The 15,688-nt window shown below is 43.3% G+C and carries 14 protein-coding genes; 8 read left to right on the top strand and 6 right to left on the bottom strand.

What is annotated here, in order from left to right; all coding sequences use genetic code 11:
• Positions 1 to 9: 9 nt before the first annotated feature.
• Both E7588_00430 and E7588_00425 read left to right on the top strand, forming a co-directional pair.
• Entirely contained in the window at positions 10 to 1,320 is a 1,311-nt protein-coding gene (locus tag E7588_00430; protein MBE6687727.1) for a hypothetical protein, read from the top strand.
• A 29-nt stretch (positions 1,321 to 1,349) separates the two neighbouring features.
• A complete protein-coding gene (locus E7588_00425) occupies positions 1,350 to 2,168 on the top strand; it encodes a hypothetical protein (GenBank protein ID MBE6687726.1) in 819 nt (272 codons plus the stop codon).
• A gap of 50 nt (positions 2,169 to 2,218) precedes the next feature.
• On the opposite strand, the gene E7588_00420 is transcribed toward E7588_00425, so the two are convergent.
• Genes E7588_00420 through E7588_00405 form a run of 4 tightly spaced genes read right to left on the bottom strand, consistent with a single transcriptional unit; the run spans position 2,219 to position 5,835 of the window.
• Positions 2,219 to 2,923, bottom strand: coding sequence for a hypothetical protein (locus E7588_00420; protein ID MBE6687725.1), 705 nt, complete (start codon positions 2,921 to 2,923; stop codon positions 2,219 to 2,221).
• Positions 2,916 to 3,755, bottom strand: a complete 840-nt coding sequence (locus tag E7588_00415; GenBank protein MBE6687724.1) for a hypothetical protein — start codon at positions 3,753 to 3,755, stop codon at positions 2,916 to 2,918. The genes E7588_00420 and E7588_00415 overlap by 8 nt, the downstream gene beginning before the upstream one ends.
• Positions 3,694 to 4,986 (bottom strand): L-alanine-DL-glutamate epimerase, encoded by a 1,293-nt coding sequence (locus E7588_00410; GenBank protein ID MBE6687723.1) that lies wholly within the window; start codon positions 4,984 to 4,986, stop codon positions 3,694 to 3,696. Before E7588_00410 ends, E7588_00415 begins: the two co-directional genes overlap by 62 nt.
• Positions 4,987 to 4,989: 3 nt before the next feature.
• The gene (locus tag E7588_00405; protein ID MBE6687722.1) at positions 4,990 to 5,835 is read right to left on the bottom strand and encodes a helix-turn-helix transcriptional regulator; all 846 of its coding nucleotides are present in this window, start codon (positions 5,833 to 5,835) and stop codon (positions 4,990 to 4,992) included.
• A 173-nt stretch (positions 5,836 to 6,008) separates the two neighbouring features.
• Here E7588_00405 and E7588_00400 point away from each other — a divergent pair, with 173 nt between their 5' ends.
• The 6 genes from E7588_00400 (at position 6,009) to E7588_00375 (ending at position 13,028) form a co-directional block, all read left to right on the top strand.
• Positions 6,009 to 6,956 (top strand): hypothetical protein, encoded by a 948-nt coding sequence (locus tag E7588_00400; GenBank protein ID MBE6687721.1) that lies wholly within the window; start codon positions 6,009 to 6,011, stop codon positions 6,954 to 6,956.
• Between the two features lie 10 nt (positions 6,957 to 6,966).
• On the top strand, positions 6,967 to 7,959 hold the full coding sequence (locus E7588_00395; GenBank protein ID MBE6687720.1) for a hydroxyacid dehydrogenase: 993 nt from the start codon (positions 6,967 to 6,969) through the stop codon (positions 7,957 to 7,959).
• Positions 7,959 to 8,999: a Gfo/Idh/MocA family oxidoreductase gene (locus E7588_00390; GenBank protein ID MBE6687719.1), complete on the top strand. Its 1,041-nt coding sequence runs from the start codon at positions 7,959 to 7,961 to the stop codon at positions 8,997 to 8,999. The genes E7588_00395 and E7588_00390 overlap by 1 nt, the downstream gene beginning before the upstream one ends.
• 115 nt (positions 9,000 to 9,114) lie before the next feature.
• The gene (locus tag E7588_00385; protein ID MBE6687718.1) at positions 9,115 to 9,912 is read left to right on the top strand and encodes an AAC(3) family N-acetyltransferase; all 798 of its coding nucleotides are present in this window, start codon (positions 9,115 to 9,117) and stop codon (positions 9,910 to 9,912) included.
• Between the two features lie 138 nt (positions 9,913 to 10,050).
• The gene (locus tag E7588_00380) at positions 10,051 to 12,702 is read left to right on the top strand and encodes a M28 family peptidase (protein ID MBE6687717.1); all 2,652 of its coding nucleotides are present in this window, start codon (positions 10,051 to 10,053) and stop codon (positions 12,700 to 12,702) included.
• 86 nt (positions 12,703 to 12,788) lie between these two features.
• Positions 12,789 to 13,028, top strand: coding sequence for a hypothetical protein (locus E7588_00375; protein MBE6687716.1), 240 nt, complete (start codon positions 12,789 to 12,791; stop codon positions 13,026 to 13,028).
• Between the two features lie 63 nt (positions 13,029 to 13,091).
• Here the strand turns inward: E7588_00375 and E7588_00370 are convergent, their stop codons facing one another.
• Together E7588_00370 and E7588_00365 are read right to left on the bottom strand one after the other, a co-directional pair.
• Positions 13,092 to 13,844 (bottom strand): ZIP family metal transporter, encoded by a 753-nt coding sequence (locus tag E7588_00370; GenBank protein ID MBE6687715.1) that lies wholly within the window; start codon positions 13,842 to 13,844, stop codon positions 13,092 to 13,094.
• A 21-nt stretch (positions 13,845 to 13,865) separates the two neighbouring features.
• On the bottom strand, positions 13,866 to 15,656 hold the full coding sequence (locus E7588_00365; protein ID MBE6687714.1) for an MBL fold metallo-hydrolase: 1,791 nt from the start codon (positions 15,654 to 15,656) through the stop codon (positions 13,866 to 13,868).
• Positions 15,657 to 15,688: the final 32 nt, after the last annotated feature.

The raw sequence follows: 15,688 nt of genomic DNA, 5'->3' as shown, positions 1-15,688 counted from the left end.
GGTAAATTTATGTCGAATTACAAAAATAAATCCGGAACAGCGGAATATACTGTCATCGCAGATACACACGGATATATCACGGGATGTCTTGAGGCTGATTTTGATTTGGGCGACAACACAAACTCAGGTGTTAATATGTATGAGCCCATACAGCACACAAAAGCCTCAAAAATGACCCTTTTAGGCAACCATGACGTTGCGCAGATGATGCACGAATCGGGTATGTACGTTGAAAAAACAGATGCGGAAATAACCGTACCTTATGAAAAAGAGTGGATCGGGGTACAGGAATACGCTGACAATGACAAAAAAATCCTTTTTATAGGTCTTGAAACCGCCAAAAGTTTTCACAGCTATACCGTGCCATCCGTTCAGATTTCACACCTTGCAAAAAGGATGTCTGAGCTTGAGGAGGACTGGGACATAGCAATTCTGACTCATATCCCCCTTTTTCCGCCACGCACAGTAAGCGGGAATTCTTGGGACGACAGAATGGAACGCCGCTGGGACAGAATTGACGATTCACTTAGAAACACTGATGCAGATACACGCTCCAACCATATGAAAACTCCTCGTGAAATCGTAAAGCTTCTGAGCGCTTTTCAGACCAAAAGTACCGTAATATACAACGGTGCAACATATGACTATTCGAAAAAAACCTCAAACAATGTCATAGGCTGTTTTTGCGGTCATGTACATAATTCAATACGGTGTGCCGTGTCATTGTGCGATTTCCCGGGATATACAGAATATACAGATGCCAACCGTAAAAAGATATACATGGAAGCCTTCAGAACAAACGGATCTGCCGAATATGCTCCACAAAGCATGGCAAATGCAGGAATGTATATACCCGAACCGTCTCCCTGCAGAATTATTATAGATTTTGACAATTGTACCGTTAACGGAACAAGCTATATTTCACCTGCTGTTTCCAGTGACTATGCGGTGGAAAACCACAATTCGGGGCATCCGTTTTCGGTGCTTGCCAAGGGACAGTACAAGCTTTCGGAAACCTCCGAGATGTACCCCAAATTTTATGAAGGGCAGTGCATAGGCTGGGGCTTAAAGCCGGAAAGCGGTGCGACACGCTACGGCGACAATATACACAATGTGAACGGAATTCACATAGAAGGTATCGAAGGCGTGGTTGACAAGATACGTTTTTCCGCAAGCGGTCTTTTGAAATACTATATCACCACCGATTCACCAACGCAAAAAACAATTCCCGACTACGATACTGTTACACTGCATTTTACAACAGACAATGGCGTAAAATGGCATTTTCGTGGCGGAAAGCTCGTTGAATGCAAGCAATAGCCGCACAATTACAACAAGGAGATAAAGAAATGTTACCTACAATGAAAATACGTGACCTTGAAATAACAAGGCTTATCGTCGGAAGCAATCCATTTACCGCAAAATCCCACCTCGATGCCGCAACAGACGCAGACATGAAAGAATACTTTACCGAAGAACGGGCATTTGCAATGCTCAAACGATGCGAGGAAGCAGGAATAAATGCCATGCAATCAAGAGGCAGTATGCCCGTAATGGGTCTTTTATGGCGTTACCGTCAGCAGGGCGGTAAGCTTCTGTGGCTTGCACAGTCAGGAAAAAGCCTTATTACCTTTGATGAAGAATTGGATGAAATGATGAAATACGAGCCATCCGCCGTATGCATACATGGTGAATTGGCGGACGATCTTTACATGTCAGGCAATCTTGACAAGCTTGGCGGACTGCTTGACAAAATCAGACAAAAAAATGTGCCCTGCGGCATTTGTGCCCATTTTCCCGAGGTATTGGCATATGCCGAAGAAAAAGGGCTCAAGCCTGACTACTATATGGCATCGCTTTACAATCTTTCTCAACCCGACCGTTCACACGACGTAAATCCTGATGGCGAGCGCTTTGAAGAAAGTGATATTCCAAAAATGTATGAGGTTATACGCAAGCTTTCAGCTCCCACATTTGCACTCAAAATTCTGGGTGCCGGACGCAGATGCTCTACACAGGAGCAAGTTAAAAATGCGTTTATAGAGGCATTTTCCTCTATGAAGAAAGGCGATGGTGTTCTGGTGGGAATGTTTGACAAATACATCGACCAGACTGCACTCAATGCACAGTATACAAAGCAGGCAATAGACATTGCGGAAAAGAAATAAGAATATGTGTAAACTCCCCCGAGCTTAAAAAACTCGGGGGAGTTTTGGTATTACAGCTTTTTGATTTCCTTATTGAAGTAAATTGCGCTTGAAGCTGTACAAATAATCGGAAAGCCTGAGCCAAAAACCGTTCTTTCAAAAAGAGGGTCCGCCTCCTCCCTGCCCGCAAGTGCATTGACTCCGAATCCACAGCTTTCAAAGAGTACATTCGGGTATTCCTTAAGCTCTTTTTCAATAGCAACAGCTTCACCCAGCTTAAAGCAGTTAAGAACCACACGAAGCTCAAGATGTCTTTTGACAAATGCCACGATGTCATTATGCTCAATCAGAGGAGGGAGTATCATATGCGTTATACGTTCATCCATCATTCTGTCGGTGATAAACAGGATAAGCCCGTATTTTTCGGCAATATCCGCAGCCTTATCCGCTATGTCGGAGTTTATATTATATCCGTGATATCCGGGAATAAGGCGTATGCCTTTTATATCGAATTCATTTATACATCTTTCAAGAGTGAGTAGGCTCCCCGGCAAGGTTGGGTTTGCCACAGTCACTTGCTTGTACTGCGTACCTTGCAGTGTTTCGTAAAGTTCTTTTTCCGAATCGTAAACATCGTTATAAAATACGGACTTTACGGAAGAAACATATCCGTCGGTAATTCCATACTCGGAATGAACCGTTTTTAAGTGCTCAAAAGTATATTCACTTAATTTATGAAATGGCCACTCGCCCACAAAGCAGTTATAATCAGTCATTGTTTTCCCCCGGCACAAAGCTTTTATCAAAAAGCTTCAATGTATTGCGGTAAAAAATTTTTTCCTTTGTTTCCTGCGTAACACGTGCTCCCAGCACCTTACCGTAAGGCAGGGCAAAGGAGCTTTCCGAGAGGTCGGTACCGAACAGTACTCTATCCCCTCCCAGCTGTTTCACGGTATATTCCACATCCCCTGCACGCGAACCCGTACCGCTTATATCAACATATACATTTTCCAGGTCGCGGATATTGGGTACACCGTAGTAGCAGTTTCCGTCAATATGCGCCATGATGATTTTGAGCTTTGGGTATCTGAGTGCAAGGTTTCTTATATTCACCGATGTACTTTCTTTCGGTGCTTGCTGATTGGTGGATTTTTTAAAAGCGTGTATAAGAAGCGGAACATTGTATTCCATAATTTTTTCCGCCAAAGGAAAAACACAAGGCTCGTCACATCTTTCGGAAACCCATATTTTAACGCCGGTCATTCCCTGCTGTTCAATTCCTTTTTGCAGGACATACATAGCGTTTTCATGCTCAGGGCTTATATAGACATAGCCCTTTATGTACTGTGGATAATCCTTCATAAAGCTATGGGTTTCAAAATTCATTTTCTCAACGGTTTCCGGGGTGGGAAAATGACTTTCCAGTGTGGACACATACACTTGCGAAACACCGTAGCATTCAATGGTGCGGAGTATTCTCTCTCTGCAAATGCCGGGATTCCACATCCAAAGATGTGCGTGCATGTCTATTATTCTGTCATCCATGTTATCCTCTTTCGTAGTACTCGGAAACGGCAAAAATACCGCCTGAGGTACGATAAAATTCATCGTTCAGATTATAAAGTCCGTTTTTGCAGGAGACAAAATCCGAACCGTACATAGAATGATAGCTTGTAAGTGCATCCCAGTTAACATAGTTCTGCATACCGTTGGATTCAAGTATACCTATTTTCATACCCGGAATAGCATCAATACGTGCAGCTATATTTTTATTGAATTCCAGCAGCATGGGATTGGTTGTCAGGTCTGCGCAGAAGCACGGCACATTATGTCTGTACGCGCACTCCAAAATTTTGAGAGTTTCGGACAGTGTTTTGGCAACAGCTTTAAGAGTAATGGCACCGTAGCCCAACCCGATACGCTTTTTTACATCTTCAAGGCTATGGACCGACTCGTCTGCAGCTATGCGGATATCAATGTCCGAAACATCGGTATTATCATGTGTACTGAACGGCTCCTCCAGAAGAACAATTCTGTCAATCATACCGTTTTCGCGGGCAAAGTCAAGAAGTGCACAAAGGCGCTCCTTGGAGTCGTAGCCGCCGTTGGCATCCAGATAATACAGAATTTTACCGGACTCTGTATAAGGCGTTTCGAAGCTGTCCGCAATTTCATGTATTTCAAGAATACGTGCTTTATCCCACTCCAGCATCTGAGATTTAGTCATTTTTCCGCCGTCATCAAAGCCTATTTTAATTTTGAGAAGCACCGTGCCGTTTTCAAGCAGTGATTTTATTTCTTCCTTTTTTACGCCGTAGGAAATAAGCGGAATATTACACAGTGTTTCATGCTTTTGGGTGAGAGGCGAAAGATATTTTTCCGGGATAAGCTCCATAATATCCTGAGTGCCGTTTAATCTTCCGTAAAGCTGCCAAAGAGCATTGTCAACGCTTACAAGTGCATTTCTCACAAAGGTCTCACTCAGCTTTTCGCCCGTTGGAGAAATACTGCGTGCATATTCCAGAAGCTGAGGATAAATGCCGTCTATGATATCAATGGGGGTCTCCCCTTCTTTTTTGTTTATAAGCTGTATGGCGTGGGAAGTGATGTTATACATCAAAAGATTTCCGTCGTCCTCGCTCATCATTCTGAAAATGTCACCGTCCGACCACAAAACACTCTGCACAGCTACACCGGTGCCGCTGACGTCACCGCATTCCACCCTTGAAATCACCTGCCAAAGCTCCGACAGAAAACCGCCTTTAAAGCCAAAGGGTGATTTTAATTTTTCACGTTCGTATCTTAAAGAAGCATTGGTTATACGCATTTTTACCTCCATAGGTCAGACAGTATTGTTTTTTTGTTTTATGGCCTCACGATGCTTTACCCTGTGCTCGGTAGGTGTTATATTGAAATTTGTGCGAAAAAAATTAGTAAGAGACGCTACGCTTGCAAATCCCGTATCACGCGCTATGGTTTCTATGGAATTGTCTGTGTATTCAAGAAGATTCATGGCGCGGTTAGCACGTATGATATTAAGAAACTGCATAGGGGTACAGTTAAACTCGTTTTTAAATGCTTTTATAAAATAGTTCTTTTCAAAGTGAACTATTCCTGCCATTTCTTCAAGCGAAATGTGCCTTGAATAATTGTCGTACATAAAGGAAATAAGACTTCTGAGAGACTCGTTGTAAAGTGTTATGTAATCCTTGAATTTCAGGCATTTTCCGTCCGCAAGTCCGCCAAGGCGATTGAGTACAAGGAGAAGTTCATAGAATTTTATATAAAACATAGGGTCGTTAAATGAGGAATTTTTATACTCACTGATAAGACGGCTGAGTATATCTCCAACCTGTGAGCCCTGGGTGAGAAGAACGGCAGGAAGCATCCGTGCTATGTCTTCGAGATAAGGGTTATTAAGATGGAACTTCAATTCAATTGTCTTTAGCTTCTGTCTTCCGAAAACGGCATGCTGAACAGATGGCTTTATCAGATAAAGTGCATTTGGTACTATCGGCATAAGCTCATTATCAATGGCAATAACGGCATTGTTGCACTCAGCTACATACAAATACTGATAAAAGCTGTGTGCATGAAGCCTGCACTTTTTGTAATTTTTGGGGGCGACACCATACCCCTCGTAATCCATACGGAAACACTCCAGGATATCTATTCCGAAATTATCCAAAAACCTCACACCCTTTCTGTCTGTTTTATAATTTTATCTTTTTTATGACGCTTTGTCAATAGCCTGTGTTCAATTTGTTTTTTACATAAAAATTAAGACTATTTTACACCTTGAAAAAGCATAGCAATCGTCGTATAATTTAAGAGTGAAACCGTTTACATCAAGAAAGGATTATGATTATGATTAAAATAGGTCTTGTAAGCATTGACGTTTCCCACCCGCTCGGATTTGCAACACAGTTTGAGAAATATTGCATGGACATGAAATACGAATATATGTGCAAGGAAAGTTTCAGAGGCGACGATGAAGCCGAATGGTTTAAAAACAGATTCGGTCTTGCAGGCATAGTTAAAAATATCGGCGATATGGTTGACAAGGTTGATATAGGATTTATTCAGTCCTGCAACTGGGAGAAACATCTTGACCAGGCAATGCCATTTATTGAAAAAGGAAAACCTGTGTTTATCGACAAGCCTATTGTCGGAAGCATGAAGGATATAGAAAGACTTCGCGTACTTGTTAAAAACGGAGCTGTTATCTACGGATCATCTTCCGCAAGATATTGCAGTGAAATCCAGAGCTTTCTCGCAAAGCCCGTGGAAGAAAGAGGCGAAATAGTTTCAATTTATGCCACCTGCGGTGTGGATGAGTTCAACTACGGTATACACGTAATGGAAATTCTTTCCGCTCTGGCTCAGTCCAAGGCAGTAAGAACAAAGCACGTCGGAACCTCCGATACCGAACTCAAGTGCGAGGTTTACAACGTTCAATTTGAAAACGGCATACTGGGCACATACCACATAACCATAGGCAAATGGCAGCCTTTCCACATAAACATAATGACCACCAAAGGCACATTCAGCATTGTGGTTGACAGCAGTCAGCTTTACGTTACAATGCTGCGTGAAATATACAAAAAGTTCAACGGCAAGTCTAACATTATGACAGACGTTGAAACACTTATAAACTGCACTCACGCAATGTTGTGCGGCAAAAAATCCAGGGACACTCTGAACGGTCAATGGGTATCCATCGATATGTTGGATGAAAACGACAAATTTGACGGTTACGAATTCGAAAAGAAATACGGCACAGGTGCCGCAATTACATACAAAGATTAAGGAGTAAAAAATGAAAAAAATAGCTTTATTGGTAAATGAAAAATACCGCAATACCATTTTTTCCGATAAATATTTTGAAAGAATGAGAAAATGCGGTGAGCTTTGCATATACGACAAAGAAGGCTTTGAAAACGAACAGGATTATCTGGACTTTGTTAAAGGCGCGGAAGTAATTGTTACCTCCTGGTCTTCTCCGAAAATTGACCAAAAGATTCTTGATGCATGTCCAAACCTCAAGGCGGTGCTTCATGCCGCAGGAAGCGTAAAACCCGTTGTTTCGGATGAACTGATTGAAAAGAAAATCAGAGTAACCGGCTCCGCTTGCGCTATCGGCGAAGGTGTTGCGGAAACCGCGCTGGGCTTTGCGATTTCCGCCTGCAAGGCGTTCTATCAGCTCAGCCGCGACACCAAAAACAAAATCTGGCGCGAAAACGTCAATGTTGTAACCGACTTTTATGACATAAAAATAGGTGTTATCAGCGGAGGTTACGTAGGCCGTCACATGGTTAAGCTTCTCAAAAATTTCCATGTTGACATCCTTATGTACGACCCTATCCTTTCCGCGGAGCAAATTGCCGAAATCGGTGCTCAGAAGGTTGAACTCGATGAGCTTATGAGAGTCAGCGATGTTGTAACTATCCATGCTCCCTCCATTCCCGCTACAAATGACATGATACATAAGGGCAACCTTGCTCTCATGAAGGACGGTGCAGTTCTTATCAACACAGCACGCGGTGCAATAATCAACGAACAAGACCTTATTGATGAACTTAAAAAAGGCAGAATATTTGCCTGTCTTGACGTTACCAATCCCGAACCGCCCGCAGAAGACAACGAGCTGAGATTTCTTGACAACGTTATTCTCACACCTCATATTGCAGGAACCGCAACAAACGGTCTGAGAAGAATTGCGCTTCACGTATGCGAAGAGCTCGAACGTCTTGACAAGGGTGAAAAGATGGCGGCTGAAGTAAATCTTGCCGACCTGGCTAAGATGGCATAATGTCGGGCGTTATGAATAAAAAATGCGGCTTTGGCATTATTGGTTGCGGACTCATTGCAAACTGGCACGCCGACAGCATTACCGGGATTGATGATGCACAGCTTATCGGTGTTACCGATGTCAATTTACAGAACGCATCAAGATTTGCCGCAAAATACGGTTGCAGAACATTTGATTCGGTTGATGAAATGCTTGCCTGCGATGATATTGAAGCCGTATGTATTTGCACTCCCAGTGGGCTTCATGCCTCTATTGCCGTCAAGGTCGCTCTTGCGGGCAAGCACTTTGCCGTAGAAAAACCATTTGCCATAACAAAGGAACAGATTTCCGAGGTTATTGCCGCTTGCGAGAAAAACAATGTCAAAGGCGCGGTAATTTCCCAGTTTAGATTTTCCGAAGCAATAAATCACGTAAAAAATGCCATTGAATGCGGTGCGTTGGGAGACCTTATACTGGGCGATGTTTATATGAAGTATTATCGTTCATCCGAGTACTACTCATCTTCAAGCTGGAAAGGCACCTGGGCAATGGACGGCGGCGGAGCACTCATGAATCAGGGCATACACGGCATTGACATTCTGCAGTATCTTATGGGCCCCGTAAAATCAGTGTACGGTGTCTGCAAGACACTTGTACGCGATATCGAGGTCGAGGACACGGCAAATCTGGTGCTTGAATACGAAAATGGCGCTATCGGCACAATACAGGGCACTACCTCTGTATCTCCCGGATACCCGCGCAGAATGGAAATCAGCGGAACGAAGGGTACTGTTATACTTACCGAGGCTGTTATCACCACCTGGGACGTTGAGGGATATGAACCGCCGGCTTCCGCAACCATCTGCTCCGGAACCAAGAGCTTTAACGACCCCGCGGCTCTTGCCACGACAAACCATAAAAAACAGCTTGCCGACCTGGTGGAAGCCATTCGCGATGACAGACCTCCGGTTGTGGATATTTATGAGGGTAAAAAGCCGGTAGATATAATTCTTGCAGCATATGAGTCCAGCCGTACAAAAAAAGTTATATATCTGAGTTAAAGCTACAAAGTCAAGGAATTACTTTTTTGCAAAATTATAGTGCAAAATGATTGACGTTTTCATAAGGATATGTTATAATATTCATTGCATAAATTAATGTTATGAGGTTCAATCTATGAATAATTCTTTTAAAACAATCTGCAATGATTTGATTTCTTTGGGTCTTAACAAAGGTGATTCTGTTATTGTACATTCCTCACTGAGTTCTATGGGCTATGTAGAAGGCGGTGCTCAAACTGTAATTGACGCATTGACCGAGGTTGTGGGCGAAGAGGGCACAGTTCTTTTCCCTGCTTTCACTTACAGTACAGCATACGCGGACTCGGAATTTAGTGTAAACGACACCCCCGTGTGTATAGGTAAAATTGCCGAAACGTTCCGCCACAATCCCGGTGTACTCAGAAGCTTTCATCCCACGCACTCGGTTTGCGCAAGGGGAAAGCATGCTGCTGATTTTGTAAAAAATCACGGAGAGGACGACACCCCTATGGGAGTAAATTCGCCTTACCGCAAATTGCCCGCATACAAAGCAAAAATACTGCTTCTCGGATGCAGCACCAAAAGTAACTCTTTTCTCCATGCACTTGAAGAGGTAGCAGATGCATGCTATGCTTTAACGGATAGCATGCAGACCTACAAAATGACCGACGAAAACGGCAATGTTACTATGAAAGGTATCCACCGTCACAATTTTGTGCGTCCTGAGGGTAAAATAGTACAGAGATATGACCGTGCCATTGATGTTCTCAACGAGGGAACAGACTATTTTGTCGGAGAAATTCACGGTGCTGTTTCTTATTTATTCCGTTCGGAGATACTGCAGGAAAAGGCTGTTGCAAAAATGAAAACCGATACTTTTTTCTTTGTGGATGTACCGGAAGAGATAGCAAAATTTTATAATACATGTAAATAAAATATGCTCGGCTTCGATTTTAAGCCGAGCATATTTTTTAATATACAGTATGTATATATTTAAATATGCATTGACTTTTCATTGAAGTTTTTGTATAATTACACGTATGATACTTCTATTGATAATAAGGAGTTTGTTATGACCGACCTTTTAAAGTATATTTACGATTGTTCCGATTCTTCCTGGGTAATGAAGCATACAAAAGAGCTTTATGAGCTGGAATTTCCGCAAACCTTTGAGAGCTATGCAAAATCGGCGAACTATGTGTATAATCTTCTGAAAAGCGAAGGTTTTGATACGCAAATGCTGACCTTTCCCGCAGACGGAAAAACAGTTTATCAGGACAAGCGAACTCCCCTCGCCTGGAAAGCCACAAAGGGAAGGCTGACTGTTATTTCCGAAGTGAAGGAATTAAAGGATCCGGTAATCGCCGACTATGAAAAGATGCCTTTTTCTTTGGTAAAGCATTCTGTCAGCACTCCCGAGGGTGGTATAAGAACAAGAGTTATCACCCAGGCGCAGGCATTTTCGGGAGTTGACTGTAAGGGAACGCTGGTGCTCCTGGAGTCCGAAAAAAAGCCTTCTTCAAGCACTATTTCCGCAATTCTCGATCTGGGTGCTTTGGGATTTATTACAGATTATCTTTCCCCTGCTGAGTACGAACAACATGCTGTCCACTGGTCCAGCGCCGCAACGGATGACGGATATCACTGGCATGTTCAGTGCGAAGACCGTGATTTTATCGCTTTTGCCATCACCCCCGCCAACGGACGTATCCTGCGATATGCAGTAAACGTGGGTGCTGTTGAGGTTTTGGTTGAATCGGACGGCGTAAGATATGAGGGTGAAATCAATGCCGTAACAGCTTTGATTCCCGGAAAAAGCAAAAAGGAAGTCTGGGCTTTTGCTCATCTCTACGAACCGCTTGCAAGTGACAACTCCGTGGGTGTCATGACGCTTATCAACGCACTACGTGATGTGCGAAGACTTTCCGAAAGCAATCAGCTTGAGTACTCTGTACGTGCTGTGTTTGCCATGGAATTGTACGGATTTGCGGCAGTGGCAGACTATTTCGGCGGTGCTCTTCACAACAAAGTATTGGGAGCTATAAATGTAGATGCAATGCCTGTAATGAAGCACGAAGACAAGATTGCACTTCAGCTCACTCCTGCGGCATCGCCCTTTTATGGCAATTACATTCTTCAGCTTATATGCCGTTCATTCGGCGAGCTGTTCGGCAAAGAGCTTATCACCGAAACTCATTACGATTACATGGACGATATGTCTCTCGGCGACAGTACAGTAGGTGTACCTACCGTATGGCCTATCAGAGATGTTACCAACTTGCCCAAATACTGGCACAATTCAGCACAGACTATGGAACTGTTAAGTGAAGAAAAGATAAAACGTATGCAGTCGCTTATTGCGCTGTGGTTATATAAAACAGCCTCGGTAACAAAGGATGACCTCAAATACTATTTGCACGAAGCACAAAAGCTTGCTCAGCAGCGTATCAACAACGAAGCAAAGACCGACAATTCCGAATCCAGAATAAAATTCTTCATGGAAGCGGAAGTACGGCATATAAAGAATTTTGCCAACATAGCAAACTTACCCGAAATCAGCGACGCTGTAAACTCACTGACTATGCCCGAGGTCAAAAAGGACTCTCTGACATCGCCGTGGCTTGAATACGCACGCGGCATAATTCCCACTCGTCTTACAACCGGCTTGCCTTATGACCTTATAAAAGCAAGAAAAGGTAAAAGACTTCTCCCCACAAGTTCACTTTACGGCCCGTTTAGTATAGTTCTTTCCGCAATGGACGGCAAGCGCGACCTTGCTCAGCTTATCACCGGAGCCATATGGGAAAACGGCGCCGAGATGACTGAAAAGGAAATACGAAACATTATCAATGCAACGCTGTACCTTTCCGATTGCGGATACATAAGTATACAAAATAAAAACCCCATCGGTAAGAATGATATAAAAACCGTTCTTGATAAATTCGGCATAAAAAAAGGTGACGTTGTTCTTGTTCATTCCTCGCTTTCGGGATGTGGTCATGTCACGGGCGGCGAAAATACCATAATCGATGCATTTTGCGAAGCAGTAGGAAAAGAGGGTGCTGTACTGTTTCCCACATTCAATTATTCATTTGCAGGCTTTGACGGCACACACAATAAATCCATCAACTTCCGACCCTACTCTCCGCGGAATATTGATTCCGTCTGGACCGGTTCTGTCCCTCAGACAGCATTGAGACGCAACGGCGTGAAAAGAAGCGCTCACTCCACTCACTCATGGTGCGGGTTTGGCGACAAAGCTGATTACTGTCTCTCATCTCAAGGATTATTAGACCCGCCGGCAGACGAAAACAGTCCCATGGCAAAAGCGCTTGAACTTGGCGGAAAGGTTGTTTTCTTCGGATGCTCTCCTGCATCAAACACCTTTATTCATTTTCTTGAAGACCGTGCAAACGGAAAATATCTGCAAAATGCCATTGTGCAAATAGAGCGAGAGGACGGAAATGTATACACCGAGCTGATACACAAGCATCTGCCCGGTTGCCGTGATTTTTACACACCCGACATAACAAAGGTCAAGTTCTACAACCGTGCAGTGGCGCGTGGTCTTGAAATTCAAAAAGAGCCGTTGGTGGCGGGCTATCTGTACCACATGGAGCTGAAACCACTCTACGAAATAGGCATGAAGCTTTTTGAAGAGGATAAAAACGTCACTCTTTGCGACAAGCCGGAATGTGCTTTCTGCAAAAAATACAGAAATTGACAAAATCCGGTTATAGTATTGATTTTTTTCGATTATTATGGTACAATGTTCACGGTACTACATATTATGTTAAAGAGGTGTTAAAAATGGATATGCTTAAAAAGTTTTTTCCGTTTTCCTTTACCGTAAAGAATAACATCACCGCTCTTGTAATCAATCTTATTATTTACGTTGTCGTTGGTGCAGTAATAGGAGCAATTATCGGCATACTTGCTCATTTACCCATTCTCGGCGTTATAATAGGTGCTGTCGGCGGTCTTGTTGAGCTTTATGTGTTTATCGGCATTGTGTTATCTGTGCTGGATTATCTTAAGGTTCTTAAATAATTTGCAAACACATAAAAAGAAGTTCAGGAGCTATGCTTCTGAACTTCTTTTTATTTAATTTGTTTATCCAAGCAATATGTCAAAAACCAGCATCAGGCAGAATCCTGTGAGAAGTGCATAGGTTGCGCCACGTTCGTTGCCATGGGCGTGAGTTTCGGGAATCATTTCGTCGCTTATTACATAAAGCATCGTTCCGCCCGCAAACGCCAGCGCAAAGGGCAACACCGCCGAAGAAAGGCTGACGGCAAAATAACCCAAAAGCGTTCCCACAACCTCAACAAGTCCTGTTACCGCCGCGCATAAAAATGTGCGTACGGGAGGTATTCCTGCGGCAAGCATGGGGCCGATTATAACCATACCCTCGGGGATATTCTGCAATGCAATACCGCCCGCGATAAGCAATGCCTCGGAAGCATTACCCGAACCAAATCCCACGCCTGCGGCGATACCCTCCGGGAGATTATGTATTGCAATAGCCGTAACGAAAAGAAGCACCTTATTTATATTGGCATTATTATGTGCTTCGGTATCAGCTCCCATAAGCTTATGGAGATGGGGAACCAGCTTATCAATAAGATTAAGGCACAAGCCTCCTGCAAAAATCCCGACCACAGTAACTATAAGACCGTATTTACCGCCGTATTCAACAGAAGGTAATACAAGCCCCAGCACAGCTGCGGCAAGCATTACACCCGCCGCAAAAGAGAGAACTATATCTGAAAATTTATGTGAAATTTTTTTGAAAATAAATCCTATCACAGAGCCCACAACAGTGGCTCCGCCGACTCCGAGAGCCGTCAAAAGAACCATTCGCATACCGCTCACCTCTTAAGACACTCAGGCAATAGGTTCAAAATCCGCCGCTCCGTGTTTGCAAAGGGGGCAAACAAAATCGTCCGGCAGATTATCCCCTTCATAGACATATCCGCATATTTTACAAACGTAGCCTTTTTTACCTTCAGTTTCCGGCTTGGGCTTCACATTATTGTAATAGTAGGTGTATGTCATGGTTTCTGCATTGGTTATCACACGGGCTTCCGTAACGGAGCATATAAACATTCCGTGAGTATCAAGATCAACGTACTGTTCTACTTTAAGAGACATGAAGGAATTGATATGTCTGGTGAGGAAAACAAGTCCGTTATCCGAACGGAGTATTTCAACACCATCAAACTTATCTACATTTCTGCCGCTTTGGAACCCAAAGGTTTCAAACACCGAGAAAGGTGCATCGGTGGAAAGGCAGTTAATATTCATTTTTCCGGTCTGCTTTATTATATGGTGGGAGTAATTTTCCTTATTAATGGTTACCGCTATGCGGTTAGGTGTATTCGTAACCTGCGTAACAGTGTTGACAATGAGACCATTATCCTTTTTACCGTCATTGGAAGTTACAACGTAAAGTCCGTAACCGATATTGAAAAGGGCGGTCAGGTCGTTTTTGTTTGCGGTAGAATCCTGCTTTGCAAGATATTCTTTGCAGAGCTCCTCAGCAAGAGCAGAAAGCTGTTTTGAGCTTTCCTCGTTAAGCGCCGACATTATTTTTACCGCATTATCGGCAAAGGTAATGTTTTTAGACTTTTCAAGCATGCTCTTCATCACCTTAGCGGCATTGGGCGCCCAACTTCCGTTTTCAATCAGAGCAACGGTTCTGTTGGAGAAATTACGTTCCGTGAGATGATTGATAAACTCACGCATAAACGGGAATATCTCGGAATTATATGTGGTGGTAGCAAGCACAAGCTTATCGTAGCGGAATGCATCTTCTACTGCTTTGGAAATGTCGCATCTTGCCAAATCATGGACTATCACGCGGGGGCATCCTTTTTCTTCAAGCTTTTCGGCAAGCAGCATAACTGCCTTTTTTGTGTTACCGTAAACAGAGGTATAGGCAATTACAATACCATCGTTTTCCGCCTCGTAGCTCGACCAGATGTTGTAGAGATTTAAATAGTATCCCAAATTTTCGCTGAGCACAGGACCGTGAAGCGGACAAATAATGCTTATATCAAGCCCTGCGGCTTTCTTTAAAAGGCTCTGAACCTGCGAGCCGTACTTTCCGACAATTCCGATATAATATCTGCGTGCCTCATCCGCCCAAGGCTCAGAAACGTCAAGCGCACCGAATTTTCCAAAACCGTCTGCAGAAAAGAGAACTTTATCCGTGCTGTCATAGGTAACTATTACTTCAGGCCAGTGAACCATGGGTGCCGTAACAAAGGTAAGCACATGCTTTCCGAGAGAAAGAGTGTCCCCCTCACCCACAACAATACGTCTGTCCGAAAAATCAGTGCCGAAAAAGCCCTGCATCATATTAAAAGCCTTTGCAGAGGAAACAATTACGGCATCGGGATAAGCTTTCATAAAATTATGGATATTTGCAGAATGGTCCGGCTCCATATGTTGAACTATAAGATAATCCGGCTTTTTTCCGCTCAAGGTATTCTCAATATTATCCAACCATTCATGACCGAATCTGCCGTCAACGGTATCCATAATAGCAATTTTTTCATCCACAATGACGTATGAGTTGTACGACATACCGTTTGGAACCACGTATTGACCCTCAAAAAGATCAACAGCATGGTCATTTACGCCAATATATTTTATATCGTTCGTAATCTTCATTATTGTACTCCTTAAAGTTTCTTGTTTATGTA

Source organism: Oscillospiraceae bacterium (assembly GCA_015065085.1).
Lineage (GTDB): Bacteria > Bacillota > Clostridia > Oscillospirales > SIG627 > SIG627.
This window is presented reverse-complemented; position numbering and strand designations above follow the sequence as displayed.